The following is a 24265-nucleotide window of genomic DNA, read 5'->3' on the forward strand; positions in this document are numbered from 1 at the left end:
GAGGTGGCACGTTCGCTGGGGATGAGTACCGCCACCGTGTTCCACCTGGCGTGGGGGCGTGTACTGGCCGCGATCAGCGGTCGGGACGACGTGGTGTTCGGCACAGTGCTGTTCGGCCGAATGAACGCCGGTACCGGGTCGGACCGCGTCCCGGGTCTGTTCCTCAACACGCTGCCGGTACGGGTCCGGGTGGACTCGACGGGTGTGAAGGACTCCCTGTCCGGCCTGCGGGACCAACTGGCGGAGCTGCTGGTGCACGAGCATGCGCCGTTGGCGGTGGCGCAGCAGGCCAGTGGGGTGCCCGGGGGCAGTCCGCTGTTCACCTCCCTCTTCAACTACCGGCACAACGAGCGGACTTCGCCGCCGGCGGCGCGGCAAGGCGGCGCCGGTGCCTTCGAAGGCATCAGGACGATGCACAGCCGGCAGGCGACCAACTACCCGGTGACCGTGGCCGTCGACGACGAGGGAAACGGGTTCGGGCTGACCGTGGACGCCGTGGCCACCGCGGACGCGGAGCGTATCGCCAAGTTGCTGCACACCTGCCTCGACCATCTGGTCACCGCCCTGCTGCACGATCCCGGCAGTGCGATCGGAGCCGTGGGCGTGCTCGACCCGGAGCAGCGTCGCGACGTACTCACCGTGTGGAACGACACGGAGGCGGAGCTCGTCCGGGGGACGATCACGGAGCTGTTCGAGGCGCAGGTGGCGCGCGCCGCCGACGCGGTCGCCGTGGTGGCCGAGGACGCCGAACTGTCGTACGCGGAGCTGGACGCCCGCGCGAACCGGCTGGCACGGTATCTGGTCGCTCTCGGCGTCGGCCCGGAGTCGCTGGTCGGGGTCTGCCTGGAACGGGGTGCCGGCCTGCTGGTGGCGCTGCTGGGCGTCCTGAAGGCCGGTGGCGCGTATGTGCCGTTGGATCCGGAGTACCCGGCCGAACGGCTGGCCTATGTGGTGCGGGACGCGCGGGTGGGGATCGTGCTGACCTCCGCCGTTCTGCACGAGGTCGTGCCTGACGGTGTCTCACGGGTGGTGGTCGACGACGCGGCCGTAGCCTGGGAGGTCGCAGCGCTCGACTCCGCCACGCTGAGCGTCGCGGAGCGCGGTGTTCTGCGGCCCGAGAACCCCGCGTACGTGATCTACACCTCGGGTTCGACGGGCCGGCCGAAGGGCGTGCTCGTCTCCCACGTGGGCGTGGCGAGTCTGATCGAGGGCCATGTACGGAATCTGGGGGTGAGCCCCGGGGCACGGGTGGCGCAGTTCGCGTCGGCGGCGTTCGACACCTTCGGCTGGGAGTGGATGATGGCCCTGCTGACCGGGGCCGCGCTGGTCGTCGTACCGGCCGACCGGCGGCTCGGAGTCGCCCTGCCGCGCTTTCTGTCGGAGCGGGGCGTGACCCACGCGACCCTGCCGCCGGCCGTGCTGGCGACACTCGACGAGGAGTCGCTCGGCTCGGAGACGGTGCTCGTGGTGGCGGGGGAGGCGTGCCCGCCGGAGGTGATGGCGCGCTGGTCCAGGGACAGGGTGATGTTCAACTCGTACGGCCCGACGGAGACCACCGTGGACGCCACGCTGTGGCGCTGCGACACGGAGGCGGAGGTGGTGGCCATCGGTGCGCCGGTGGTGAACACCCGGGTGTACGTGCTGGACGAGCGCCTGGAGCCGGTCTCGGTGGGCGTTGCCGGTGAGCTGTATGTCGCGGGCGCGGGACTGGCTCGCGGTTACGTCGGCCGTGCGGGCCTGACCGCGGAACGGTTCGTGGCGAACCCGTACGCCACGGACGGCTCCCGAATGTACCGGACCGGGGACCGGGCCCGCTGGACGGCCGACGGCCAACTGCTGTTCGCGGGGCGGGCGGACGACCAGGTGAAGATCCGGGGATTCCGGATCGAGCCGGGCGAGATCGAGGCGGTGCTCGCCACGCAGGCGCAGTTGAGTCAGGCCGCGGTCGTCGTGCGGGAGGACACGCTGGGCGACAAGCGGCTGGTCGCGTACGTCGTCCCGTCCGGCGGCGGCGCCGTCGAACCGGCCGTACTCGCCGGAGCTGTGCGGGAGTTCGCGGCGGAGTGGCTGCCGCCGTACATGGTGCCGTCCGCGGTGGTGGTGCTCGACGCGCTGCCGCTCACGGTGAACGGCAAACTCGACCGCAGGGCGCTGCCCGCGCCTCAGCACCTGCCGGGGCCGGCCGCCGGGGAGGCGCGTGGCCGCGGACCCGCCGGGGTGCTCGAGGAGGCGGTGTGCGAGGCGTACGCCGAAGTGCTGGGCGTGCCCTCGGTCGGTGTGGACGACGACTTCTTCGTGCTGGGCGGGCACTCGTTGCTGGCGGTCACCCTGATGGAGCGGCTGCGTGCCCGGGGTGTGTCGGTCTCGATGCGGGAGCTGATCGCGAACCCGACGCCCGCCCGGCTGATGGGCACCCTGAACCTGTCGTCCGTCCAGGACGCGCTCGGCGGGCTCCTGCCGATCCGGACCACGGGCAGCGATCCGGCCTTCTTCTTCATCCACCCCGGTGGCGGCCTGAGTTGGTGCTATCTGCCCTTCGCCAGGTACATCCCGGAGGGACATCCGCTGTACGGGCTCCAGGCGCGTGGTCTCGACGGCACGAGTGAAGTGGCGCACTCCGTCGCGGAGATGGCGGCGGAGTACGTCCAACAGCTGCGCACCGTGCAGGAGTCGGGGCCGTACCACCTCGTCGGATGGTCGTTCGGTGGTACCCCCGCGCACGAGATCGCGGTGCGGTTGCGGGCCGAGGGCGAGGAGGTGTCGCTGATCCTCATGGATGCCTATCCTCCGCTCCCGGCGGCCGGTGCTCCTGCCGACGACGCTTCGGCGGTACCGGCCGGGCCCGCCGTGTCGGCGCACGGTGTCGATGCCGGACTGGTGAGCAGGATCCGCGCCGAACTGGGCCATCTGCTCGCGGGTTTCTCGGACGAGGAGCTCATGCTCATGGCGCGCATCTACCGCAACAACACGGAGATCAGGGCCGAGCACGAGTTCGGCCGGTTCGACGGCGACACGCTGCTCCTCGTCGCGGAGGAGGGAAAGCCGACGGACTTCTCCCCGACGGCGCTGTGGGAGCCGTATCTCAGTGGCGCGGTCTCCTCCGTCGGCCTGCCTTGCGAGCACTCCGACATGGCGCGGCCCGAAGTGCTGGGGCTGGCGTGGGACGCCGTGTCCGCGTGGCTGCGTTCGCGACGGGCTGCGGGGGAGTGACCCCGACGGCTCGCTGAACGTGGGGAGGCGCTGGTCCGGGTGACGGGGTCCCGTCCGATCGTGACGATCGGACGGGACCTTCCGCGTGGGCGCTTCCACGGGGCTCTACTCGGCGCGCAGGGCCGTGGCGGTACGGGTCCGGGCGGCCCAGCCGGCCGGCATCAGCGAGCCGAGGACGGCGATGAGCAGACCGCCGAGACCGAGCAGGACCAGTTCCGGCGCGTGGTAGATGGCGATGACGGAGTCGGGCAGGTTCAGGCCGGCGCTGCGCCCCATGGCCGGCATCACCGCGCCGTGCAGGGCCATACCGAGCGGCACCCCCAGCGCGCCGCCGATGAGTCCGGCGATGACGACCGACGTGACGACCAACGAGATGGTCTGACGGGGTGTCATGCCGAGTGCCTTGTGGATACCGAGGTCACGGATGCGTTCGTGGGTGTCGAGGACGACACCGTTGAGGACACCCAGCCCCGCCACGGCGACCAGCATCAGAGTGAGGATCGCGGTCAGCGAGTTGAGGATGACGACGGTGTCGCTCTCGCTCTCGTTCTTGGCGCTCGTCGAACTGACACCCAGCGGCTGCAGCTTCTGGTTCAGTTCGGAGACGTAACTGCTCAGCGAGGTACCGGACGTCACCGCGATGTACTGGCTGGTGGCCTGCAGGCCCGGTTCGACGTTCTCGACTGTCGCGGCGTCGGTGTAGACCTGCATGCCGCCGTTGCGGGTGTCGAGGACCTCGCCCACGATCTTGACCGTGACCGATTTGCCGTTTGCGTTGAGCGTGACGGTGTCCCCGACCTTCGTGTCGGTGGCGGTCATGAACGGCGTCGGCACGACGGCCTCGCCCGCCTTGCTCATCCAGTGTCCCGAGACCATCGTGTAGCCGCCCCAGGAGGCGTCGCCGTCGAACGCGACGACGTTGGTGTACCCGGCCACGCCCGAGACGGTCGCCTCGGTCGTGGCGCTTCCGTAGTGCTTCGCGGTTCCGGGCTGCGCCTCGATCGCCGCGTCGACGGCGGCGGCGTCGGGTGTCGCCTGGCTCCCGCCGGGAGGGCCACCGGGTCCGGCCTGCGGGCCGACGACGCCGATGGTGACATCGGCGGCGTTGTGGTCCCTCGCGGTGACCACCTCGCTGAGCGAGGACGCCAGGCCGGTGGCGAAGGTGACGGCCGTGGCGCCGAACAGGACCGCCGCGATCATCGAGGCCGTACGGGCGGGGCGGGCGAACGGACGGGCCAGACCGAGGCTGACGGGACGGGGGAGGGGCAGCCGGGCGGCCACATGGGCCGCCCGGCGCCCTCGGCCGGGCGCGGGGGTTCGCCCGACGGCCAGTGCGTCGACGGTCCGCAGTCGGCCGGCACGCCAGGCGCTCAGACAGGCGGCGACTGCCACCACGCCCAACGCCCCGGCGACCACTGCGATGTCGACCCAAGGTTCTACGGTCAGGCCCGTGGTGCCGTACGCGTCCGCGGTCTCGGACAGCACCGGAACGGCCAGGAGGTTTCCGATCACGACGCCGGCCGCGGTCCCGATCGCCGCCGGCAGCAGGGCCTGGCCCACATAGGCGCGTACGACCTGGGCCGGGGTGAATCCGATGGCCTTGAGAACGCCGATCCGCCGCAGCCCCGTACCCACCGTGCCGGCGACCACGTTCCCGACGATCAGCACCGACATGACCAGGCCCAGGACGCCGAACGCGACGAGGAAGGGCACGAACAGCGACGTGTCGCGCGCGGAGACCTTCTTGAGGGCGAGCCAGGACTGCGAACCCGCCATCGACCCCGCGGGAGCGGCCGCCGTGACCGCGGCCCGCCCTTTGCCGATCTCCGCGGCGGTGTCCGCCTTGGTGAAGCGGTAGAGCATCTGGTAACCACCGGTCGCGCCGGTCGGCGTCAACGCGGTGATCTCGGACGGCACCACCCAGGCATCGGCGGTACGGCTGACCGTACGTGCCATGCCGACCACCTTCAGCGTTGGACTGCCGGGCAGGTCCGAGAACTGGAGCTCCAGGCCCATCCGTGCCAGGAGGCCGGAATCGGCCGACAGGACGATCTCGCCGGGGCCCTTGACCCAACGGCCCTCGGTCAGCGAGATCTTGTCGACGTCCCCGCCGGGCTTCGCACGGCCCACGACCGACAACGGCGCGACGGACATGCCGTTGACCTGCGGATTGATCGTCGTGGTGGGGTACGGGCCCGAGGCGGCGTCGACGCCCGGGGCGTCCGCGGACGCGGCCAGCTGCGCGCTTGTCGCCTTGTCGGCCTTGAACTGCGCGGTGAGATGCGAACCGTGCTGCCGGACGAAAGCCTTGTCGAACGGCGCGTCGGACGCCACCAGCAGGGAACCGCCGAGCACCGACGCGGTCACCGCCATCATGACGGCCAGTCCGATCACCAGCGTCTGCACGCGGCGGCGCGCCACACCCGAGCGGACGACGCGGCCCAGGGCGCTCATCGGGCGACCCCCGCGTTCACATCGGCGGTGATCCGGCCGTCGACGAGCTGCACGGTGCGCTTCGTGCAGGACTGCGCCAGGGACAGGTCGTGGGTGACGATGACGATCGTCTGACCCTCGGCGTTGAGCTCCCTGAGCAGCTCGCTCACGTCCTCGCCGGACGCGGAGTCCAGCGCGCCGGTCGGCTCGTCCGCCAGGAGGAGCGGCGGGCGGTTCATCAAGGCTCTTGCCACCGCGACGCGTTGACGCTGCCCGCCGGACAGCCGGCCCGGGAAGGCGCCGCCGTGCCGGGCGATACCGAGCGACTCCAGCAGGTCCGCCGCGCGGCGGTTCGCCTCGCGCCGTCCCATTCCGGCCAGTTGCGCGGGCAGGACGACATTGTCGGCGACGGTCAGATCGTCGAGCAGGTTGAAGAACTGGAAGACCATGCCGATCTTCGAGCGTCGGTAGCGGGCGGAGCCGGCCTCGCCGAGCTGGTCCACGCGTACGCCGTCCACCGTGACGGTTCCGGTGTCGGGCCGGTCCAGGCCCGCGATCAGGTTGAGCATGGTGGACTTCCCGCTGCCGGACGGACCCAGGATCGCGACGGCTTCACCGGCCTGCACGGTCATCGACGCGTTCTGCAGGGCCGGTGGCCCGGCATCGTAGCGGCGGCTCACTTCGCGCAGTTCGATCACCGGTGTGGTCATGGACGCTCCCTCGTTGCTCACATCTGATGGGTGTGACGCTAGGGGCGCGGCCCTGGGGAGCACGACGGTCGGCAGGGGTAATTCCCGTACCGCGTTGGGCTGATGCCGGTCGGTGTCATCCCTGAGATGTAGTCGACCGGTGTATCCGAGAGGCCCTCCGTGTGGATGCCGGTGATGTGGGCCATCGGTGACAATGGCCCGGTGATGGACCGCGTGCGACAGGGAGCCAGGGCGCTGACGCGCCCCAGCGGCCCCACCCCGAGCCCCACCCGGCGGAACAAGGCCTTCGACGCGGCACTCGCGCTGTGCCTCGGTGTCGCCGCGGCCCAATACGTCCTCGACAACCTGCACGGATGGGACAGCCGGCAGGACCGTCCCGTTCCGATCGGCTACCCGACCCGGGCGGTCGACTGGGTCGCCCTGCTGGGCCTGGCGCTTCTGGCCTCCGCACCCTTGGCGCTGCGCCGCCGGTATCCACTGGCCGTGCTGTGGATCGTCATGGGCGCCACCCTGTTCACGCCCGGTGACGCGGCGCGGCTCACGTTCTACGCCTGCGTGATCGCCGCCTACAGTGCCGCCGCCTACAGCCCCTACCGGGTGGCGACGCTGGCCAGCCTGCCCGTCGCGGTCCTCCTGGTCGCCACGGTCGGGGATCCGGGGGCACCCACCGTGCCCACGCAGTACGTTCCCCTGCTGATCGCGGTGCCGCTCGTCGTGGCGGCCAACGGGCTGCGGGCATGGAAGCTCCGGGCCGACGAGAGCAGTGCGCGGCTGTCCGCCGTGGAACGTGAACAGGCGGAGGCGCTGCGCCGGGCGGTCGAGCACGAACGCGCCAGGATCGCCCGCGAACTGCACGACGTGGTGACGCACAACGTCAGCATGATGGTCATCCAGGCCGGAGCCGCCCGCAAGGTCATGAAAGCGGCCCCCGACCAGGCATCCGAGGCGCTGCTCGCGGTGGAGGCCGGCGGCCGGTCCGCGATGAGCGAGCTGCGCCACGTCATGGGGCTGCTCACGATGAACGCGGACGGATCCGAGTCGGCCGACCCCGAAGAGCTCGAGCCACAACCGGGACTCGACCAGCTGGACACGCTGATCGCGCGCATGCGGAGCGCCGGAGTGTCGGTGGAACTGGACGTCTCCGGGACACCGCGCCGCGTATCGGCCGGCGTGGAACTCGCCGCCTACCGCGTGGTGCAGGAGGCGTTGACCAACACGGTGAAACACGCAGTCGGGGCGACCGCGAGAGTGAAGGTCGACTACGGTGGCGACGATCTACGGGTGGAGGTCACCGACTCCGGCGGCAGCCCGAGCCCATCCGCGGCGACCGGCAACGGTCATGGGCTCATCGGCCTCCGCGAGCGACTGGCCGTCTACGGCGGCACCCTGCGAACCGGCCCGTGCCCGCTCGGCGGTTACCGCGTCCATGCACTGATTCCTTTGGAGGAAGCGTGACCGAACCGCTGCGTGTCGTGGTCGCCGACGACCAGGCGCTGGTACGCACCGGTTTCCGGATGATCCTCACCGCCGAGGGCATCGAGGTGGTCGCCGAGGCGACCAACGGCGTCGAGGCCGTCGACGCGGTCCGGCGCACCCGGCCCGACGTGGTGCTGATGGACATCCGGATGCCGGAGATGGACGGCCTGGAGGCCACGCGGCGTATCCTCACCGGCGCCGCGGACGAACCACGGGTCGTCATGCTGACGACGTTCGACCTCGACCACTACGTCTACGCGGCGCTGTCCGCCGGGGCCAGCGGCTTCCTCCTCAAGGACGTCACGCCCGAACATCTCGTCGCCGCCGTCCGCACGGTCCGCTCCGGCGACGCGCTCCTCGCCCCCGTCATCACCCGCCGCCTCGTCGAGCGGTTCGCGCGCCGAACCCCCGACACGACCGCCCTCCATCGCGACCTCGCTGCCCTCACACCACGCGAGTTGGAGGTACTGCGCCGCCTCGCCCAGGGCCTGAGCAACGCCGAACTCGCCGACCGGCTCCACCTGTCGGAGGCGACGGTGAAGACCCATGTCTCCCGCATCCTCGCCAAACTCTCCCTACGCGACCGCGCCCAGGCCGTCGTCATCGCCTACGAGACGGGCCTGGTCAGCCGCGGCGAACGCGAGGACCCGCTGTGCTCCGCCGACCACGAGTAGACACGGGAGGCGCGAGGCGACCGGTGCCGTCGCGCCGACTGCGCCACGGAGAAAGCCGCGTGCCCGGCCGGTCGGTGACCGCGAACTGACGGGATGCCGCACTGGGGCACTTGAGACTCCCGCGGCTGGAGGGTCCAGGATCTCTCCTATGGACTGCGAACCCCCGACGTGCTCACCATCGGCCGGCTCGCACAGCGCACCGGACTCTCTGCGCGCACCAGGCACTTCTGGTCGGACGAGGGAGCGGTACCGCCCGTGGCCCGCTCCAAGAGCCGCTGCCGCCTGTACGACGCCGGGTCTGTGGCCCGCGTCGAACTGGTCCGCACGCTGCGGGAACTGCGGTTCGCGATGGAATAATTCCGCGGAGTCCATGCGCAGGTGTCAAACTACCATCGGTGCCTCATGCTGAAATCGTGCCACTAACGGTGGACCAAGTGGGCATTTTGGCTAATGCTGTACAGCGCCGATATCGCGCCCTGGTTATCCTGGGCGCGGGCACCGGTCTCCGCCCTGGAGGGCTTTTTGGGCTGAAAGTGAAGCATATCGACTTCACTCACCGCATGGTCAAGGTGGAGCAGCAGATTCAGCGAGTTCCGGGTGAAAAGGGGGTTCACGTGTGTCCTCCGAAGACGAGAAGGTCTCATCGCAGGGTCCCGCTGTCCGGCATTATCGCGACATCACTCAGGGGGCATCTCGACAATTTCCCTGCCCATAGGGAAGATTTTCTGTTTCGGAATGAAAAGGGCGAGCCAATCCACTCGTCCCGCTTCTACGAGCAGATCTGGCGTCCAGCCATCGCCAAGGCCAAGCTCCCCAATGGCACCGGACCCCACGCCCTACGGCATGCCTACGCATCTCTGCTGATCGCCGCGGAGGAGTCCGTTAAGGTCGTGGCGGAGCGACTGGGGCATACCAACGCTGCGATGACCTGAACGTGTACAGCCATCTCTTCCTTGAGTCGGAGGAACGGACCAGGGTCGCGGTGGACCGGGCATTCGGTGCCCTGACGGGGGAATGTGCCCCGGATGTGCCCTCTCCGCCGGAGGACTGAGAGAACGTGCAGGTCAGAGATGCCATGGGGGCATAGTGAGATTGAGAGTGGAGTTCACGACCGAGCCCTTCGACCTCGACGAGGCGCCGCCGCACGCGCTGGTCGCCCGTGAGGTCATCGAGGCCGCCGAGCTGGACGCCGTGGATGTCGGCCCGTTCGGCAACACCGCGGAGGGTGGTGCGGACGCGGTCCTTGGCGCGGTCGACGCGCTGCTGCGCAAGACCCTGGCGGCGGGCGCCACCCGGGTCTCGTTGCAGGTGAACGTCGTCGGCGCCGTCGAGGAGGGCGATAAGTGACCGGTTTCGGGGACGACCCTTTCGTCTCGGCCGTCAAGCCGCTCGTCGACGCCATGGGGGGCGAGATGCTGCCGGTGGACCAGGCGGGCGCCGATGACGTCGTGCTGTCCTGGGAGGGCGCGGACGTCGTCGCCGTACGCCTGCCCCAGCTCGCCGACTCCCTCGACCACATCCTGGCCGCCCTGGAGCGCAAGCGGGGCAGGCCGCTGGCCGACCTCGACCGCAAGGCCAAGCAGGAGGTCGTACGGATACTGGAGGCGCGCGGCGCCTTCTCCGTGCGGCACGGCGTGGAGACGGTGGCGAGCGCCCTCGGGGTGAGCCGCTTCACCGTCTACAACTATCTGAACCGGGAGAAGGACTCCTGACCTGGGGATATGTCGTAGGCCTCGCTGAAGGCCTCCCGGTTGTGACCCGCCGCCGTCCGGACGATCCGGGCGGCGGCTTTTGTTACCCGAAGTTTTCAACAAAGTGTTGACGTGAAGTTTCCGAGGGCGTTAGCTATCCGCAGCCCGTCCAGCAACAAGGCCACGGAGGCTCCCGTGACTTCGAGTTCCTCGACACCGGGCCTCGCCCGGTTCAACGCCCTGGAGGAGCATGCGGCAGCCGCCGCCCTCCACGAGGCGTGCGCCTCGTCAGCATGGGGGAGCGGTCTGCTCGCCCGCCGCCCCTTCGCAAGTCTCGCCGACCTCCTCGCTGCCAGCGACGCCGCCATGGCCGACCTGACCACCGCAGACCTGGCGGAGGCGATGGCCGGGCATCCGCCGATCGGCCGGCCCAAGCCGGGGGACCCGACCTCCTCTCGGGAGCAGCGCGGCATGGCCGGCGCCTCCGAGGAGCTCAAGGAGGAGATGCTCGAACTGAACCTGGCCTACCAGGAGAGGTTCGGCCACGTCTTCCTGATCTGCGCCACCGGCAGGACCGGCGAGCAGATGCGCGACGCGGTCAAGGAACGGATCGGCAACGCGCCGGGGCAGGAGCGCGAGACCGTCCGCGCCGAGCTCGGCAAGATCAACCGCATCCGTCTGGCCAATCTCGTACAGCAGGAAGATGACGTATGAGCACCGACAGCACAGCTTCCGTGTCCACGCACATCCTGGACACCAGCGTCGGGCGCCCCGCCGGGGGTGTCGCGGTTCAGCTCGCGGCCCGCTCCGGGCGTGACGCGCACTGGCAGGCACTCGGCGGCTCCGCGACCGACGCGGACGGCCGGTGCAAGGACCTTCCGGCGCTGCCGGAGGGGACGACCCACGTACGGCTCGACTTCGCGGTCGAGGAGTACCAAGAGAAGAAGCAAGCCGATGCGCAGCAGGACGCCCCCGCGAATCGGGACAGCGGTGCGACCGGAGTGTTCTTCCCCGAGGTGATCATCACCTTCGCCGTCAGGCCGGGCGAGCACTACCACGTACCGCTGCTGCTCAACCCGTTCGGCTACTCCGTTTACCGAGGGAGCTAGCAGACATGACCGACAATGCCCGTCCTGCCCGTCCTGTGATCCTGGGGCAGAACCAGTACGGCAAGGCCGAGAACCGCGTCGTCAAGATCACGCGGGACGGCGACACCCATCACATCAAGGACCTGAACGTGTCGGTCGCGCTGAGCGGCGACATGGAGGAGGTCCACTACTCGGGCTCCAACGCGAACGTCCTTCCGACGGACACCACCAAGAACACGGTGTACGCCTTCGCCAAGGAGCACGGCATCGAGTCCGCCGAGCAGTTCGGCATCCACCTCGCCCGGCACTTCGTGACGAGCCAGGAGCCGATCAGGACGGCGCGGATCCGGATCGAGGAGTACTCCTGGGAGCGCATCGAGACCTCGGACGCCGACTCGAAGTTCATCGGCGCCGACGAGGTCAAGCACTCCTTCGTGCGCAAGGGCCAGGAGACCCGGGTCAGCCAGATCACGTATGACGGTTCGTCGTGGGAGATCATCTCGGGGCTGGAGGACCTCGTCGTGATGAACTCGACGAACTCCGAGTTCTGGGGTTACGTCAAGGACAAGTACACGACGCTGCCCGAGGCGTACGACCGCATCCTGGCCACCCAGGTCGCCGCCCGCTGGCGCTTCAACTGGTCGGCCGACGACCAGCAGATGCCCAACTGGGAGAAGTCCTACGACAAGGTCAGGAAGCACATGCTCCAGGCCTTCGCGGAGACCTACTCGCTCTCCCTTCAGCAGACCCTGTACCAAATGGGTTCGCGGATCATCGACAACCGCAGCGAGATCGACGAGGTCCGCTTCTCGCTCCCGAACAAGCATCACTTCCTGGTGGACCTGAAGCCGTTCGGCCTTGAGAACGACAATGAGGTCTACTTCGCGGCGGACCGCCCGTACGGGCTCATCGAGGCCACCGTCATCCGCGACGGCGTCGAGCCGCGGATCCCGGTGGACCTCACCAATCTCTGATCCCTGCCCGGTGTCCTCGTCCGGCCGGCCGGGGGCACCCCCTCCTTCGGCACCCGTGGCCTCCCCGCCGCGGTACTCAAACCTCCTAGGGTCCTGCCGTGCCCACCCCCGGATAGGAAGAAGGACGCACCATGGCAGCATCGGCGGAAGTCCAGCGGATCGTCATCGAGAACTGTGCGATCGCGACGGTGGACGCGGATGACACCGCGTACACGTCGGGCCACATCGTCGTCGCGGGCAACCTCATCGAGTCTCTCGGTGCGGGCAGGGCCCCGCAGGGCCTGGAGAACGTCGTGCGCCGCATCGACGGCACCGGGCACCTGGTGACCCCGGGCCTGGTCAACACCCACCACCACTTCTACCAGTGGATCACCCGGGGTCTGGCCACCGACCACAACCTCTTCAACTGGCTCGTCGCGCTCTACCCGACCTGGGCGCGCATCGACGAGCAGATGACGTACGCGGCAGCGCAGGGCTCCCTCGCCATGATGGCCCGCGGCGGCGTCACCACTGCCATGGACCACCACTACGTCTTCCCGAAGGGGTCCGGCGACCTGTCCGGCGCGATCATCCGGGCCGCGCGGGAGACGGGCGTCCGCTTCACCCTGGCCCGCGGCTCGATGGACCGCAGCGAGAAGGACGGCGGGCTGCCGCCGGACTTCGCCGTCGAGACACTGGAAGGGGCCCTCGCCGCGACCGAGGCGACGGTCGACGAGCACCACGACGCCTCCTTCGGCGCGATGACGCAGGTGGCCGTCGCGCCCTGCTCACCGTTCTCCGTGTCCACCGAACTGATGCGGCAGGGCGCCGAGTTGGCCCGCCGTAAGGGCGTACGGCTGCACACGCACGGCTCGGAGACCGTGGAGGAGGAGCAGTTCTGCAAGGAACTGTTCGGCATGGGCCCGACCGAGTACTTCGAGTCGACGGGCTGGCTCGGCGAGGACGTGTGGATGGCGCACTGCGTCCACATGAACGACTCCGACATCGCCGCCTTCGCCCGTACGAAGACGGGTGTCGCCCACTGCCCGTCCTCCAACGCCCGTCTGGCGGCCGGGATCGCGCGCGTCCCCGACATGCTCGCGGCCGGCGTCCCGGTCGGCCTCGGCGTCGACGGCACCGCGTCGAACGAGTCCGGCGAACTCCACACCGAACTGCGCAACGCGCTCCTCATCAACCGCCTCGGCGCACACCGCGAGGCCGCCCTCAACGCCCGTCAGGCGCTGCGTCTCGGCACCTTCGGTGGCGCCCAAGTCCTGGGCAGGGCTGCGGAGATCGGCTCCCTGGAGCCAGGCAAGCTCGCCGACCTCGTGCTGTGGAAGCTGGACACCCTGGCCCACGCCTCGATCGCCGACCCGGTGACCGCGCTGGTCTTCGGCGCGGCGGCCCCGGTCACCCTCTCCCTGGTCAACGGCCGGCCGGTCGTCGAGGACAGCCGGCTCCTGCACGTCGACGAGGACGCCATCGCCCGCTCCACACGGGACCAGGCACAGCGCCTCGCGCGCATCGCCGCGCGGGCCTGACGGTTCGGCTCGACGCACACCGCCGTACAGGCCCGAACAACCGAAGATCTCCGGCCGAGGGGGACGGCCCCCGGCCGGTAGCCGTGGACCCGAGCGGGGTCCATGGCGGCCGTGTCCGGGGCGTGCGTGGACGTGCGCGCCCCGGAGCGGTCTCCGTTCCCTCAGGCGGTCTCCGTTCCTCCCGAACGATGTCTGTTACCCCCGCCCGCGAACGGTCTCCGTCCCGGTCCCGCACGACCGCGCACCACCTCCCTGAACCCCGCGTCAACGCCGACGTGTAACCGACCGGAGGAGCCGCCGTGGCCGCCCAGCAGCCCGAGCCCAGCACCGACGCACAACCAACTGGCCAGCAGAAGCACCCGGTTGACGAGAAACTCCCGCCCCTGAAGATGGCGACCAGTGGCCTCCAGCACGTCGCCGCCATGTACGCCGGAGTCGTCGCGCCGCCCCTGATCGTCGGTGCCGCCGTCGGTCTGAGCGCCACCGAGCTGACCTTCCTCACCGGCGCCTGTCTGTTCACGGCGGGCCTCGCCACCTTCCTGCAGACGATCGGCTTCTGGAAGATCGGCGCCAGGCTGCCGTTCGTCAACGGCGTCACCTTCGCGGGTGTCGCCCCGATGACCGCGGTCGTCGCCTCCACCAAGGACAAGAGCGATGCACTGCCCGTCATCTTCGGCGCGGTCATCGTCGCGGGCGTCCTCGGCTTCATGGCCGCCCCGTTCTTCAGCAAGGCGGTCCGCTTCTTCCCGCCCGTCGTCACCGGCACCGTCATCACACTCATCGGCGTCTCGCTGCTGCCGGTCGCCTTCGGCTGGGCGCAGGGGCCCAACCCCGGGGCGGACGACTACGGTTCGACGACCTATCTGGGCCTGGCCGCCGCCACGCTCCTCATCGTGCTGCTGCTGCGCCGCTTCACCCGCGGCTTCGTCAAGCAGATCGCCGTACTGCTCGGCCTCGTCATCGGCACGCTCGTCGCGATCCCCTTCGGCGTCACGGACTTCGGACCGGTGGCTGACGCGGACGTCGTCGGCTTCCCGTCGCCGTTCCACTTCGGTGCACCACAGTTCCAGATCGCCGCGATCCTCTCGATGTGCGTGGTGATGGTGGTCTCGATGACCGAATCGACCGCGGACATGCTGGCGTTGGGGGAGATCGTCGAGCGCCCGGCCGACGAGCGGACCATCGCGGCCGGCCTGCGCGCCGACACCCTCGGCTCGGCGCTCAGCCCGCTCTTCAACGGCTTCATGTGCAGCGCCTTCGCGCAGAACATCGGCCTGGTCGCGATGACCAGGATCCGCAGCCGGTACGTCGTCGCCACCGGCGGCGGTTTCCTCGTGCTGATGGGCCTGTGCCCGATGGCCGCGTCGCTGATCGCCGTCGTACCGCGTCCCGTTCTCGGCGGCGCGGGCGTCGTCCTCTTCGGCTCGGTTGCGGCCAGCGGCATCCAGACCCTCGTACGGGCGGGCCTGGAGAAGGACAACAACGTTCTGATCGTCGCCGTGTCACTGGCCGTCGGCATCATCCCGATCACCGCGCCGGAGTTCTACCACGCCTTCCCGGAGACGGCGAAGATCGTCCTGGACTCGGGGATCTCGACGGGGTGCGTGGCCGCCGTCCTCCTCAACCTCGTCTTCAACCACCTCGGCAAGGGGCAGGACGCGGACGACGTGACCCATCCCATGGAGGCGGGCGACGATCTCAAGGCGGTCCCGGCCCACTGACGCCCCGGGCATACGGAGGGCGCGGCACCCCAGGGGTGTCGCGCCCTCCGCCGTACGTTCGGTCAGGCCGCCGTGCCTTCGGTCAGATCAGCCGATGTGGAAGCTGTCGCCGTACACCTTCCAGTCCAGCGGCGGATTCAGGCTCAGGTTCCGCTTCTGGAGGAAGACCCGCTGCGCGGTGTCGACCCGGCTGGTGTCCGAGTGCGCCTCTTCCTGTTTCATCGCCCAGACGCGCGCATCGAGGAACGCGTTCAGGTACGTCACCTCGTCGCCACCTTGGGCCGGCGGCTTGGCCTTCGCCAGGGCACGCCGCCGGATGCTGCCGAAGCTGGTGCTGTCGCCGCCGTTGCCGTGCATCACGATGGCGTCGTAGTAGGTGAACTGGCCCAGGACGCCGATCCCGTCGGCCTTGCCCTGCTGTACGGACGGGTTGAAGTAGACGCGGTCGCGCTCGTCGTTCTGGGCCTGCTGGAACGCCGAGTCCTGGGCCGCCCTGGCCCAGTCGCCGGGGAACCCGGGGTCCAGGCCCTGGTGCGAGTCGGTGCCGTCCACGGTGCGCAGGGCGGGCAGGTACTTGGCCAGTACGTTGCCGGGCTTGCGCTGTGCGTACAGCTCCACGAGGTCGAGCATGTCGCCGGTGCCGGAGCAGAAGCCGATGATCCCGGCCGTGTAGCCGCGCCCGTCGCCGATGTCCTCGATGTACTTGTACTGCGCCTTCCAGTCCAGCGAGGAGTTCTCCGCGCTGGACACCAGCTTCATGGCGATCTCCTTCTTCGCCGGGTCGTCCAGACCGACCGCCGCCGCGCTCGCGGACTGGGTCGCGATGACAGGACCTGCCACCAGTGAAGCTCCGATCAGGGCGAGCAGGGTGCGGCGTGACGTGTGTATGTGGGGGGTGTGCACGGTACCTCCGTTGGGGAGAGTGACGCTTCCACGTACTGTTAGGAAAGTTTCCTACCAGAGATCGCGGTTGTCGTATACCCGTCAGGAAGGGATGGGATGTTCCATGGCCGTACGGCGCCGGGTGGTCGTATCCGGGTTTCAGGCGCGGCGGTAGGCCTGGCAGGGCTGGGGCCCGGGGAGGCGGCCGGTGAAGAACGACGTGGGCGGAACGCCCATCAGCGTGCGGAAGTCGGCGGTCATGTGTGACTGGTCGTAGTAGCCGGTGGCGATGGCCAGTTGGGCCCAGGGGGTGTCCGGCGCGCTGCGCGCGTGCGTGAGGATGTGGCGTACGCGGGTGATGCGGGCGTAGTGCTTGGGGGAGACGCCGATGCCGTCCGCGAAGAGATTGCGCAGCTGGCGTTCGCTGACGGCGAGGCTTGTCGCCAATTCCCCCACGCCCACGGGTAGATGGCCCACGTCCGTCGACATCGCCGCGAGCGCCGCGCGCAGCAGTCGCGTACGCGACGGGTCGGCCGGGGCGAGCCGTTCGGGCAGCGCCTCCGCCAGATGGGGCACCACCTGCGCGGGCTCCAACGGAAAGAGTTCGTCGGCCAGTTGGCGAGCATGGTCGCCGGGGAAATCTCGCAGTGGTGTGACCCGGCCGACGAGATCGACCGCCGGTACGCCGAACAACTGGCGGGCCGCGCCAGGTCCGAGGCGCAGTTGCACACACGAGGCAAGCCGCTTGCTCGCATGGTAGGAGGCACGGGTGCGCGGTCCGACGACCAGGACATCGCGGCGGCCGTTTTCCTCGACCCGGACCACCATCTTCGTTGCGGCGTCCGGAACATGGGTGAACGGTTCGTGCAACTCGCCCTCGACGGACGTGAAAGCAGCGCCGACGAACCAGGGACGCAGCACCCCGGGCAGCGCCAGACGCTCCTCGGCGAGACCGCTCGCGCCCGGCCTTGTCTCATACGGGGTGGTCACCCCTCCACGGTAGACGCGCCGGGGCCTTCGCCGGGCCCGGGAACCGTGCCGGAATCTCCTAGCGGCCGACCGCACCGGCTCGACACGGTGGAGGACATGATTCTAGTGACCGGTGCCACGGGCACCATCGGCAGTGAACTTCTGCGGCAGCTCGCGGCGCGCGGCGAGAAGGCCCGCGCGCTGACCCGGGACCCCTCCCGCGCTCAGGTGCCCGCCGGCATCGAGGTGGTGCGCGGCGACTACCACGAGCCCGCGTCCGTCGAGGCCGCCATGTCCGGGGTGTCCGCCTTCTTCTCCGTGGGCGTCCTCGGCCCCGGCGACGCGGACGCCGACGCGGACTTGGTCGCGGCGGCGCGGGCGGCGGGCGTACGGCGGGTCGTGAAGCTCTCCTCCATCGGTACGGGCGACCCTGCCCTGGGCAACTGGCATGTCGGCGGTGAACAGGCTGTCCAGGCCAGCGAGTTGGAGTGGACCGTGCTGCGCCCTTCGTCGTTCGCCTCCAACACGCTGAGGTGGGCGGAGGCGATCCACTCCGGCAGCCCGGTGCCCAACATGACCGGGACGGGCGCGCAGGGTGTCATCGATCCGCGTGACGTGTCCGAGGTCGCGGCCGAGACCTTGCTCGCGCCGGGGCACTCAGGCCGCACGTACACCCTGACCGGACCCGAGCTCCTCACCACGTCCGACCAGGCCGCCACCCTCGCCGAGGTCCTCGGCAGCCCGGTCACCACCGTCGACGTACCCCCGGACGTGCTCCGCGCGCAGTTCCTCGAGGCCGGAATGCCCGAGACCCGCGCCGAAGGCGTCCTAGCGGGTACGGTGTACGTCCGCAAAGGCGGGAACGCGGTGCTGACCGAGGACGTACGCCGGGTACTGGGCCGTGATCCGCGTACCTACGACCGGTGGGCGCGCGATCACCGGGAGGCGTTCGCGCGGGGCTGAGGCTCGGCCTCGGGTGCCTCCTCCACCGTGCCCGCGGAGGAGGAGACACGCCCCGGCCTCAGCAGCACCGCCGCCAGTACCAGCGCGGTCGCGGTGATCCCCATGGCGACCGTGAACGCCAGCCGGTAGCCGTCCGCCGTCGCCGCGACCAGTTGCCCACCCTCGCCGAGCAGCCGTTCCGTGCGGCTCGCCGCCAGGGTCGTGAGGACCGCCAGACCCAGTGAACCGCCCACCACCTGGGTGGTGTTGAAGAGCCCGGAGGCGAGTCCCGCGTCCTCCTCGCGGGCGCCCGACATGGCGAGTCCCGTCACCGCGGGCATCGCGGCGGCGAAGCCGGCGGCGAGGAGGAGCAGCGGAGGCAGCACGTCGGCGAGGTACTTGCCGTCGGCCGGGGCCCGGCTGAGCAGCGCCATGCCCGCCGTGATGAGGACGAGCCCGACGAGCAGTACCCGGTACGGGCCGAAGCGGGCGATCGTGCGCGCCGACAGGCTCAGCATCAGCACCCCGATCGCGATCGGCGCGGGCAGGAACGCCGTGCCGGTGAGCAACTCGTTGTAGCCCAGGACGCGTTGAAGATAGAGCGCGCCAATGAACTGGAAGCCGAACATCCCCGCGATCATCAGGATCTGGACGCCGTTCGCACCCGTCAGGGCGCGGGAGCGGAAGAGCCGCAGCCGCAGCAGTGGGCGAGCGGCCCGTGTCTGCCGCAGGGTGAAGCCGGTGAAGAGGACCAGCGATACGGCGGCGAGGGCGAGGGTGGCGCCCAGCGTGCGGTCGCCGGCGCCGATGATCGCGTACACGGTCAGCATCAGTGCGCCCGTGACCAGTGCGGCTCCGGGATAGTCGGCGCCCTTGCCGAGGCCGACTCCCTGATCGGAGGCGAGGATGCGGAGCGCCGCGAGCAATGCCGCCGCCCCGATCGGCAGGTTGATCAGGAAGATCCAGTGCCAGCCGACCGCCTGCGTCAGCGCCCCGCCGAGGAAGGTGCCGAGTGCCCCGCCCCCCGCGCCGACAGCGCTGAACACCGCGATGGCGCGGGCCTGTTCGCGCGGCTCAGCGAACAGGGCGACCAGCATGCCGAGGACGACCGCCGAGGTCATCGCCCCGCCGACACCCTGCAAGGCGCGGGCGGCGACCAGCATGCCCTGGCTGGTGGCGACCCCGCACAGGACGGACGCCGCGGTGAACACGGCGAGCCCGGCGACGAACATCCGCTTGCGGCCCACCAGATCCCCGAGCCGCCCCACGAGCAGCAGCAGCCCGCCGAAGGGAATCAGATACGCGTTCACGACCCAGGCGAGGCCCGGGCCCGAGAAGCCGAGGTCGCTCTGGATCGCGGGCATCGCGACCGTGACGATGTTCCCGTCCAGGACGGTCATCAGCGTGCCCGCGCAGAGCACGACCAGGGAGGCCCAGCGGGAGTAGGTTCGTGGTGCCGGTGGCACGGTGTGGGACTGCATGGCGATGACCTCGACGTTCTCCATAGGTGCACGACTTGTAACGGGGTCCATCGTGAGTGACCATGGAGACCGGCATAAGGAGGCACTTCGATGTCCCAGGGGAACACCGGTGTTACCCCGCAGGCAGTGCACGCGCAGGCCTGCCCCGTCCGCGAGGTTCTTGACAGGGTCGCCGGAAAATGGAGCGTGCTGATCATCGTCGCCGCCGCGCACGGGCCGATCCGCTTCACCGAACTGGAGCGCAGCGTGGAGGGCATCAGCCGCCGCATGCTCTCCCTCACGCTGCGCAACCTGGAGCGCGACGGACTGGTCACGCGCACCGTCCATCCCACGGTGCCACCGAAGGTGGAGTACGAACTCACCCCGGTGGCCCATGAGTTGTACGAGACGCTGCTGTCCCTCACCGACTGGGCCGAGCGGCACCGCGGCACGATCGCCGAGTCGCGCGCGGCCTACGACGCCCAGCACCGGCCGGAGCTGCTGGACGTGTAGGCCGCGTTCTTGCGATGTCGCACGGTTCGGGTCTTGCGGTACCGCACGGTTCGGGTCTTGCGGTACTGCACGGGGTTCGGGTCTCACGGCGCCGCGAGGTTCGCGTCTCGCGGCGTCGGGAGGTCCGCGTTCTCACGGCGCCGCGAGGTCCGGGTTCCCTCGGCGTCGGGAGGTCCGCGTTCTCACGGCGTCGCGAGTGCCTCCGTCGGGGACAGGCGCGATGCCCGGATCGCCGGGTAGAGCCCGGCCAGGCCGCCGATCACCAGGGTCGCCGCGATGCCACCGGCCAGCGCCCAGGGCGGTACGACGGTCGGCCAGCCCTGGTAGAGGGCGTACCCGGCGGTGACGGTCAGGCCCAGCAGGGCACCCGCCGCACCGCCGAGGGCGGACAGCAGCAGGGACTCCGCCAGGAACTGCGTACGGATCTGCCGTCGCGTCGCGCCCAGTGAGCGGCGCAGTCCGATCTCCGCCCGGCGCTCAAGGACCGAGATGACCATCGTGTTCGCCACCCCCACCCCGCCGACGAGCAGGGCCACCGCGCCAAGGCCGAGCAGCAGCCCGGTGAACGCCTCGCCCGCGGCCTGCTTGGCGGCCAGCGCGTCCGAGGGCCGGGAGACCTGGACCTCGCTCGGTGCCTCGGGGTTGGCGGTGGCGCCCAGGACCTCGCGGACCGTCGTCACGGAGGTGTCGGCGGAGCGGGTGTAGACCGTGGTGGCATGCCCGTCGAACCCCAGCTCCGACTCGGCCACCGGCCAGCCGACCAGCGTCGCCGTGTTCAACTCCGGTGTCAGTTCGGATGGTTGGAGAATCCCGACCACCGTGAACCAGCTGCCGCCGACCCGCACCTGGGTGTCCGGACTCGCCTTCCCGATGCCGAGCCGCTGGGCGGCCGTCGCACCGAGCACCGCCGCCGGATAACTGCCCGTTCCCCCGTTCAGCCAGGTCCCGCTCGCCAACTCGGCGCCGATCGTGGCCCGTAGAGATGTGCGGGCCGCGTACACCGCGATGCCGTTCGTCTGTGCCTCGGGGATCCGGTCGCTGCGGTAGACCTTCGCGTCCTCCGCCCTGCCGACCGCCGACACGGACTCCACGCCGTCGATGCGGGACACCATGTCCTCCGCGGTGGAGGGGAGTTCGGCCTCCCCGCCGGTCAGGGTGGAGCCCGGTGACACCGTGAGCAGATTGGTGCCGAGGGCCGCGAGCGCACGGTCGAGATCGGCGCGGGACGAGGACGAGATGCCGACGACGGCAACCATCGCCGCGATACCGATCGCGATGCCGAGCGCCGAGAGGAAGGCCCGCAGCGGCCGGGTGCGCAGGCCGACGGCGCCGACTCTGACGACGTCGGCCGGGCCGAGATGGGCGGGGCGCAGGAGATCCGTGGTCATCGGACCACCTCCGGCGCCCGGTCCCGTACGCCGTGCTCCGTCGTGTCCTCGACCACCCGGCCGTCCCGCATCCGCACCCGCCGTGGCAGCGAGTCGGCGATCTCCCGGTCATGGGTGATGATCACGACCGTGGTGCCGGCGCCGTGCAGTTCGCGCAGCAGCCGCATCACACCCAGGCCCGACACGGAGTCCAGCGCCCCCGTCGGCTCGTCGGCGAGCAGCAGCGGAGGGTCCCCGGCGACCGCGCGGGCCACGGCGACCCGCTGACGCTCACCGCCGGACAACTCCTGCGGCTCGTGGTGCATACGGTGCCCCAGGCCCACCCGCCGCAGGGCCTGCGCCGCGCGACGGCGGCGCTCGGCCGACCGCAACCCGGAGTAGAGCAGACCGTCGGCCACGTTCTCCAACGCCGTTGTCCCGCCCGCCAGATGGAACCGCTGGAAGACGAAGCCGATCCGGCGCGCCCGCAGCGCCGAAAGCCGCGCGTCCGACAGTGCGCCCGCGTCGTACCCCTCGACCCGCACACTGCCCGACGAGGGCCGGTCGAGCGTGCCGAGCATGTGCAGCATGGTCGACTTCCCGGAGCCCGACGGGCCCACGATGGCGACGAGTTCACCGCGCGCGATCGTCAGGGACACCCCGGCCAGCGCGGTGACACCGCCGGGATAGACCTTGGTGACATCGGTCAGCGAGATCATGCGGGCATCCCCACCTTCGTACCCTCGGCGATGCCCTCGCCGGTGATCTCCACCCGCCCGTTCGCGAACAGCCCCGTCTCGACAGCCACGTACGCCGTGGTCGACCCCTGTACGACCTCGACGCCGAAACCGCCCTCCGGAAGCACCATGAGCGCGGCGACCGGAACGGTGAGGACGTTTTTGCGCTCGCCCGCGGTGAAGACGACGTCGACGGCGGCCAGTACGTAGGACGCGGCCGCTTTCTGCGCCTTGGTGCCGTCCAACGCGACGGTCACCTTCACCTTGGTCGTCGGGTCCTGCTGCCCGCCGTCGCCGGGATCGATCTCGGTGGCGACATCCTTGATCCGCCCCTCGACGCTCGTACCGTCCGGCAGCCCGACGGCGACCTTCGTGCCCTTCTCCGCCAACCGGCGGTCGGCGGTGTCGAGTTCGAGCGTGACGACCTGGGCGGTGCCGGTGTACGACAGCACCTTCTGGCCCGGACCCGTGGCGGCGCCCTCCTCGGCCTCCACGGCGTCCACCCGCACGGCCGCCGGCGCGAACACCACCCGGCCCAGCTCGACGGCCCCGGTCTCGTCCAGGCCACGGTCCTCCTGCCACTCCTTCACCGCGTCGGCGGTCGCGTCGGTGTACTCGTCGTCGACCGTGAAGCCCGAGTAGCCGAGCGCGTCGAGGTTCCGCTCCAACGCCTCGACGTCCGCGCCCTCGACGCCGGGCTTCAGATCGCGGTACGCGGGAGTTCCGCCGTACATGAGGGTTACGGGTTTGTCGTCGACCTCGTACAGGGTCCTGCCCCGGGTGATCTTCTCGCCGGCGTCCGGGAGTTCGGTGACGGTGCCAGGGACACGGCCGGTCGCGGTGGTCGCCGTCCCGTAGCCGAGTTCGCCGTCCTCGGACTGGCTGTCCTTGAGGGTCTGGCGGGTCACATCGGCGGTGGCCGGGGGGAGTTGCGTGGCGGACGCGGCACCGGACCCGTCGCGTCCGGCCAGACCGAGACCGGCGGCCGCCGCTCCGCCGACCGCGGCGATGACACCCACGGCGATGACGGCATTGCGGCGGCGGCGCTTGTGGCGCCGGCGACGATTCGGCTCGGCCGGTTCCGAGGGGGAGGACCGGGATTCGGGTTCTATGGTCTCGGACCGGGATTCGGGTTCTGCGATCTCGGGGAGGGGTTCGACATGCGCCTGCGTGGACCGGACTTCGGGCCGCGACCGGTCGCTCGGCGTTTCGGTTGGTGTGCGTTCGGGAGAGGTGTCGTCGGGCACAACTGCCGCCTCACTCATCGCCGGCCTTGTCGTTGGACGGACCTTCGCCGCCGTCAGGGGCGTACTTGTCGCACGTCTTCTGGGCCTTCGCGAAGTCGGGGTCCTCGGCGACGTTCTGCTCGATCCGAAGACCCGAACTGCCGGGTTCCGGGTCGGGGAAGTCCTCCACCCCGTTGTCGCGCATGCACTGGGCGAGCTTGCGCACCCGCTCCTCCGCCTCGGGGTCGGCACTCGCGTCCCCGTTCTGCACGGGGTCGTACTTGCGGCAGGCCTCCATCGCCGCATCGACCTCACCCTTGGGCAGCTGACCGGTGATCCGGAGTCCCTTGCCGGGCTCCGGGTCCTCCACGTCCACGCCGTGCTCACGCAGACACTGCGCGAACTTCACCCCTTGGTCCTCCTGCGCCTTCCTGCTCGCTGCCGCATCCGTCTCCACCGTGTTGCCGCCGGCGCCACATCCCGAAAGGGACAGGGCAAGCGCCAGGGCGAGTGCCGGCGGTAGGGCGGCGAGTGTGCCGCGGGTCCGTTTCCGCATCGCGTCGTCTCCTCGTGTCGGGACCGGAGGAGTTCTCCGGCCACTCGTCAGGAGGGAACAGGGCCGGCTGTTTCTCCAGCGTTTCCATGGCACTTGAGTGTTCTGGGGTGCGGCCT

Annotated in this window: 22 protein-coding genes and 1 pseudogene; 14 read left to right on the forward strand and 9 right to left on the reverse strand. The window is 70.1% G+C overall.

Annotated elements, in window-relative coordinates:
* Positions 1–3: 3 nt before the first annotated feature.
* Entirely contained in the window at positions 4–3210 is a 3207-nt protein-coding gene (locus ACFWP7_RS21655; RefSeq protein ID WP_384383384.1) for an amino acid adenylation domain-containing protein, read from the forward strand.
* Positions 3211–3315: 105 nt separating this feature from the next.
* Here the strand turns inward: ACFWP7_RS21655 and ACFWP7_RS21660 are convergent, their stop codons facing one another.
* Entirely contained in the window at positions 3316–5664 is a 2349-nt protein-coding gene (locus ACFWP7_RS21660; protein ID WP_384383204.1) for an ABC transporter permease, read from the reverse strand.
* Positions 5661–6353: an ABC transporter ATP-binding protein gene (locus tag ACFWP7_RS21665; protein WP_384383206.1), complete on the reverse strand. Its 693-nt coding sequence runs from the start codon at positions 6351–6353 to the stop codon at positions 5661–5663. The genes ACFWP7_RS21660 and ACFWP7_RS21665 overlap by 4 nt, the downstream gene beginning before the upstream one ends.
* Before the next feature lie 204 nt (positions 6354–6557).
* Between ACFWP7_RS21665 and ACFWP7_RS21670 the strand changes: the two genes are divergently transcribed.
* From ACFWP7_RS21670 to ACFWP7_RS21720, 11 genes and pseudogenes are all read left to right on the forward strand, one after another.
* Positions 6558–7808: a sensor histidine kinase gene (locus ACFWP7_RS21670; RefSeq protein WP_384383387.1), complete on the forward strand. Its 1251-nt coding sequence runs from the start codon at positions 6558–6560 to the stop codon at positions 7806–7808.
* Positions 7805–8503, forward strand: a complete 699-nt coding sequence (locus ACFWP7_RS21675; protein WP_384383208.1) for a response regulator — start codon at positions 7805–7807, stop codon at positions 8501–8503. The genes ACFWP7_RS21670 and ACFWP7_RS21675 overlap by 4 nt, the downstream gene beginning before the upstream one ends.
* Positions 8504–8656: 153 nt before the next feature.
* A pseudogene (locus ACFWP7_RS21680) lies at positions 8657–8857 on the forward strand (MerR family transcriptional regulator); the annotation flags it as partial.
* A gap of 41 nt (positions 8858–8898) precedes the next feature.
* Positions 8899–9435, forward strand: a complete 537-nt coding sequence (locus ACFWP7_RS21685; protein WP_384383210.1) for a tyrosine-type recombinase/integrase — start codon at positions 8899–8901, stop codon at positions 9433–9435.
* A gap of 154 nt (positions 9436–9589) precedes the next feature.
* On the forward strand, positions 9590–9850 hold the full coding sequence (locus ACFWP7_RS21690) for a hypothetical protein (protein ID WP_384383212.1): 261 nt from the start codon (positions 9590–9592) through the stop codon (positions 9848–9850).
* Positions 9847–10215: a helix-turn-helix domain-containing protein gene (locus ACFWP7_RS21695; protein WP_384383214.1), complete on the forward strand. Its 369-nt coding sequence runs from the start codon at positions 9847–9849 to the stop codon at positions 10213–10215. The genes ACFWP7_RS21690 and ACFWP7_RS21695 overlap by 4 nt, the downstream gene beginning before the upstream one ends.
* A gap of 174 nt (positions 10216–10389) precedes the next feature.
* Positions 10390–10908 carry a 2-oxo-4-hydroxy-4-carboxy-5-ureidoimidazoline decarboxylase gene (gene uraD, locus ACFWP7_RS21700; RefSeq protein ID WP_384383216.1) on the forward strand — a complete coding sequence of 173 codons (519 nt, stop codon included), beginning with the start codon at positions 10390–10392 and terminating at the stop codon, positions 10906–10908.
* Positions 10905–11303, forward strand: a complete 399-nt coding sequence (gene uraH, locus ACFWP7_RS21705) for a hydroxyisourate hydrolase (RefSeq protein WP_384383218.1) — start codon at positions 10905–10907, stop codon at positions 11301–11303. The genes uraD and uraH overlap by 4 nt, the downstream gene beginning before the upstream one ends.
* 5 nt (positions 11304–11308) lie before the next feature.
* Positions 11309–12256: a factor-independent urate hydroxylase gene (pucL, locus tag ACFWP7_RS21710; RefSeq protein WP_384383220.1), complete on the forward strand. Its 948-nt coding sequence runs from the start codon at positions 11309–11311 to the stop codon at positions 12254–12256.
* Positions 12257–12387: 131 nt separating this feature from the next.
* Positions 12388–13776, forward strand: a complete 1389-nt coding sequence (locus ACFWP7_RS21715) for an 8-oxoguanine deaminase (RefSeq protein WP_384383222.1) — start codon at positions 12388–12390, stop codon at positions 13774–13776.
* Positions 13777–14165: 389 nt separating this feature from the next.
* Complete coding sequence (locus ACFWP7_RS21720; RefSeq protein WP_384383389.1) at positions 14166–15497, forward strand: nucleobase:cation symporter-2 family protein; 1332 nt, start codon at positions 14166–14168, stop codon at positions 15495–15497.
* An 87-nt stretch (positions 15498–15584) separates the two neighbouring features.
* Here the strand turns inward: ACFWP7_RS21720 and ACFWP7_RS21725 are convergent, their stop codons facing one another.
* On the reverse strand, positions 15585–16400 hold the full coding sequence (locus tag ACFWP7_RS21725) for a chitosanase (protein ID WP_384383224.1): 816 nt from the start codon (positions 16398–16400) through the stop codon (positions 15585–15587).
* A 138-nt stretch (positions 16401–16538) separates the two neighbouring features.
* Positions 16539–17369: a helix-turn-helix domain-containing protein gene (locus ACFWP7_RS21730; RefSeq protein WP_384383226.1), complete on the reverse strand. Its 831-nt coding sequence runs from the start codon at positions 17367–17369 to the stop codon at positions 16539–16541.
* Positions 17370–17465: 96 nt separating this feature from the next.
* On the opposite strand from ACFWP7_RS21730, the gene ACFWP7_RS21735 reads away from it, so the two are divergent.
* Positions 17466–18311 carry an NAD(P)H-binding protein gene (locus ACFWP7_RS21735; RefSeq protein ID WP_384383228.1) on the forward strand — a complete coding sequence of 282 codons (846 nt, stop codon included), beginning with the start codon at positions 17466–17468 and terminating at the stop codon, positions 18309–18311.
* On the opposite strand, the gene ACFWP7_RS21740 is transcribed toward ACFWP7_RS21735, so the two are convergent.
* Positions 18284–19795, reverse strand: a complete 1512-nt coding sequence (locus tag ACFWP7_RS21740) for an MFS transporter (protein WP_384383229.1) — start codon at positions 19793–19795, stop codon at positions 18284–18286. The two genes, ACFWP7_RS21735 and ACFWP7_RS21740, sit on opposite strands and share 28 nt — an antisense overlap.
* A 66-nt stretch (positions 19796–19861) precedes the next feature.
* Here ACFWP7_RS21740 and ACFWP7_RS21745 point away from each other — a divergent pair, with 66 nt between their 5' ends.
* Entirely contained in the window at positions 19862–20263 is a 402-nt protein-coding gene (locus ACFWP7_RS21745) for a winged helix-turn-helix transcriptional regulator (protein WP_384383231.1), read from the forward strand.
* A 182-nt stretch (positions 20264–20445) separates the two neighbouring features.
* On the opposite strand, the gene ACFWP7_RS21750 is transcribed toward ACFWP7_RS21745, so the two are convergent.
* From ACFWP7_RS21750 to ACFWP7_RS21765, 4 genes are read right to left on the reverse strand one after another with little or no spacing between them, the layout of a single operon-like run.
* Positions 20446–21651 (reverse strand): ABC transporter permease, encoded by a 1206-nt coding sequence (locus ACFWP7_RS21750; protein ID WP_384383234.1) that lies wholly within the window; start codon positions 21649–21651, stop codon positions 20446–20448.
* Positions 21648–22349 (reverse strand): ABC transporter ATP-binding protein, encoded by a 702-nt coding sequence (locus tag ACFWP7_RS21755; protein WP_384383236.1) that lies wholly within the window; start codon positions 22347–22349, stop codon positions 21648–21650. The genes ACFWP7_RS21750 and ACFWP7_RS21755 overlap by 4 nt, the downstream gene beginning before the upstream one ends.
* The gene (locus ACFWP7_RS21760) at positions 22346–23632 is read right to left on the reverse strand and encodes a peptidoglycan-binding protein (RefSeq protein ID WP_384383238.1); all 1287 of its coding nucleotides are present in this window, start codon (positions 23630–23632) and stop codon (positions 22346–22348) included. The genes ACFWP7_RS21755 and ACFWP7_RS21760 overlap by 4 nt, the downstream gene beginning before the upstream one ends.
* Positions 23625–24149: a hypothetical protein gene (locus ACFWP7_RS21765; protein WP_384383240.1), complete on the reverse strand. Its 525-nt coding sequence runs from the start codon at positions 24147–24149 to the stop codon at positions 23625–23627. The genes ACFWP7_RS21760 and ACFWP7_RS21765 overlap by 8 nt, the downstream gene beginning before the upstream one ends.
* Between the last annotated feature and the right edge of the window lie 116 nt (positions 24150–24265).

The sequence above is a fragment of the Streptomyces sp. NPDC058470 genome (assembly GCF_042721055.1).
Lineage (GTDB): Bacteria > Actinomycetota > Actinomycetes > Streptomycetales > Streptomycetaceae > Streptomyces.

Bases quoted from the DNA above. Each gene is read 5' to 3' on its own strand.
- ACFWP7_RS21660 (WP_384383204.1), bottom strand. From the start codon at position 5,664: ATGAGCGCCCTGGGCCGCGTCGTCCGCTCGGGTGTGGCGCGCCGCCGC.
- ACFWP7_RS21665 (WP_384383206.1), bottom strand. From the start codon at position 6,353: ATGACCACACCGGTGATCGAACTGCGCGAAGTGAGCCGCCGCTACGAT.
- ACFWP7_RS21670 (WP_384383387.1), top strand. From the start codon at position 6,558: ATGGACCGCGTGCGACAGGGAGCCAGGGCGCTGACGCGCCCCAGCGGC.
- uraH (WP_384383218.1), top strand. From the start codon at position 10,905: ATGAGCACCGACAGCACAGCTTCCGTGTCCACGCACATCCTGGACACC.
- pucL (WP_384383220.1), top strand. From the start codon at position 11,309: ATGACCGACAATGCCCGTCCTGCCCGTCCTGTGATCCTGGGGCAGAAC.
- ACFWP7_RS21715 (WP_384383222.1), top strand. From the start codon at position 12,388: ATGGCAGCATCGGCGGAAGTCCAGCGGATCGTCATCGAGAACTGTGCG.
- ACFWP7_RS21720 (WP_384383389.1), top strand. From the start codon at position 14,166: ATGGCGACCAGTGGCCTCCAGCACGTCGCCGCCATGTACGCCGGAGTC.
- ACFWP7_RS21735 (WP_384383228.1), top strand. From the start codon at position 17,466: ATGATTCTAGTGACCGGTGCCACGGGCACCATCGGCAGTGAACTTCTG.
- ACFWP7_RS21740 (WP_384383229.1), bottom strand. From the start codon at position 19,795: ATGGAGAACGTCGAGGTCATCGCCATGCAGTCCCACACCGTGCCACCG.
- ACFWP7_RS21745 (WP_384383231.1), top strand. From the start codon at position 19,862: ATGTCCCAGGGGAACACCGGTGTTACCCCGCAGGCAGTGCACGCGCAG.
- ACFWP7_RS21750 (WP_384383234.1), bottom strand. From the start codon at position 21,651: ATGACCACGGATCTCCTGCGCCCCGCCCATCTCGGCCCGGCCGACGTC.
- ACFWP7_RS21755 (WP_384383236.1), bottom strand. From the start codon at position 22,349: ATGATCTCGCTGACCGATGTCACCAAGGTCTATCCCGGCGGTGTCACC.
- ACFWP7_RS21760 (WP_384383238.1), bottom strand. From the start codon at position 23,632: ATGAGTGAGGCGGCAGTTGTGCCCGACGACACCTCTCCCGAACGCACA.
- ACFWP7_RS21765 (WP_384383240.1), bottom strand. From the start codon at position 24,149: ATGCGGAAACGGACCCGCGGCACACTCGCCGCCCTACCGCCGGCACTC.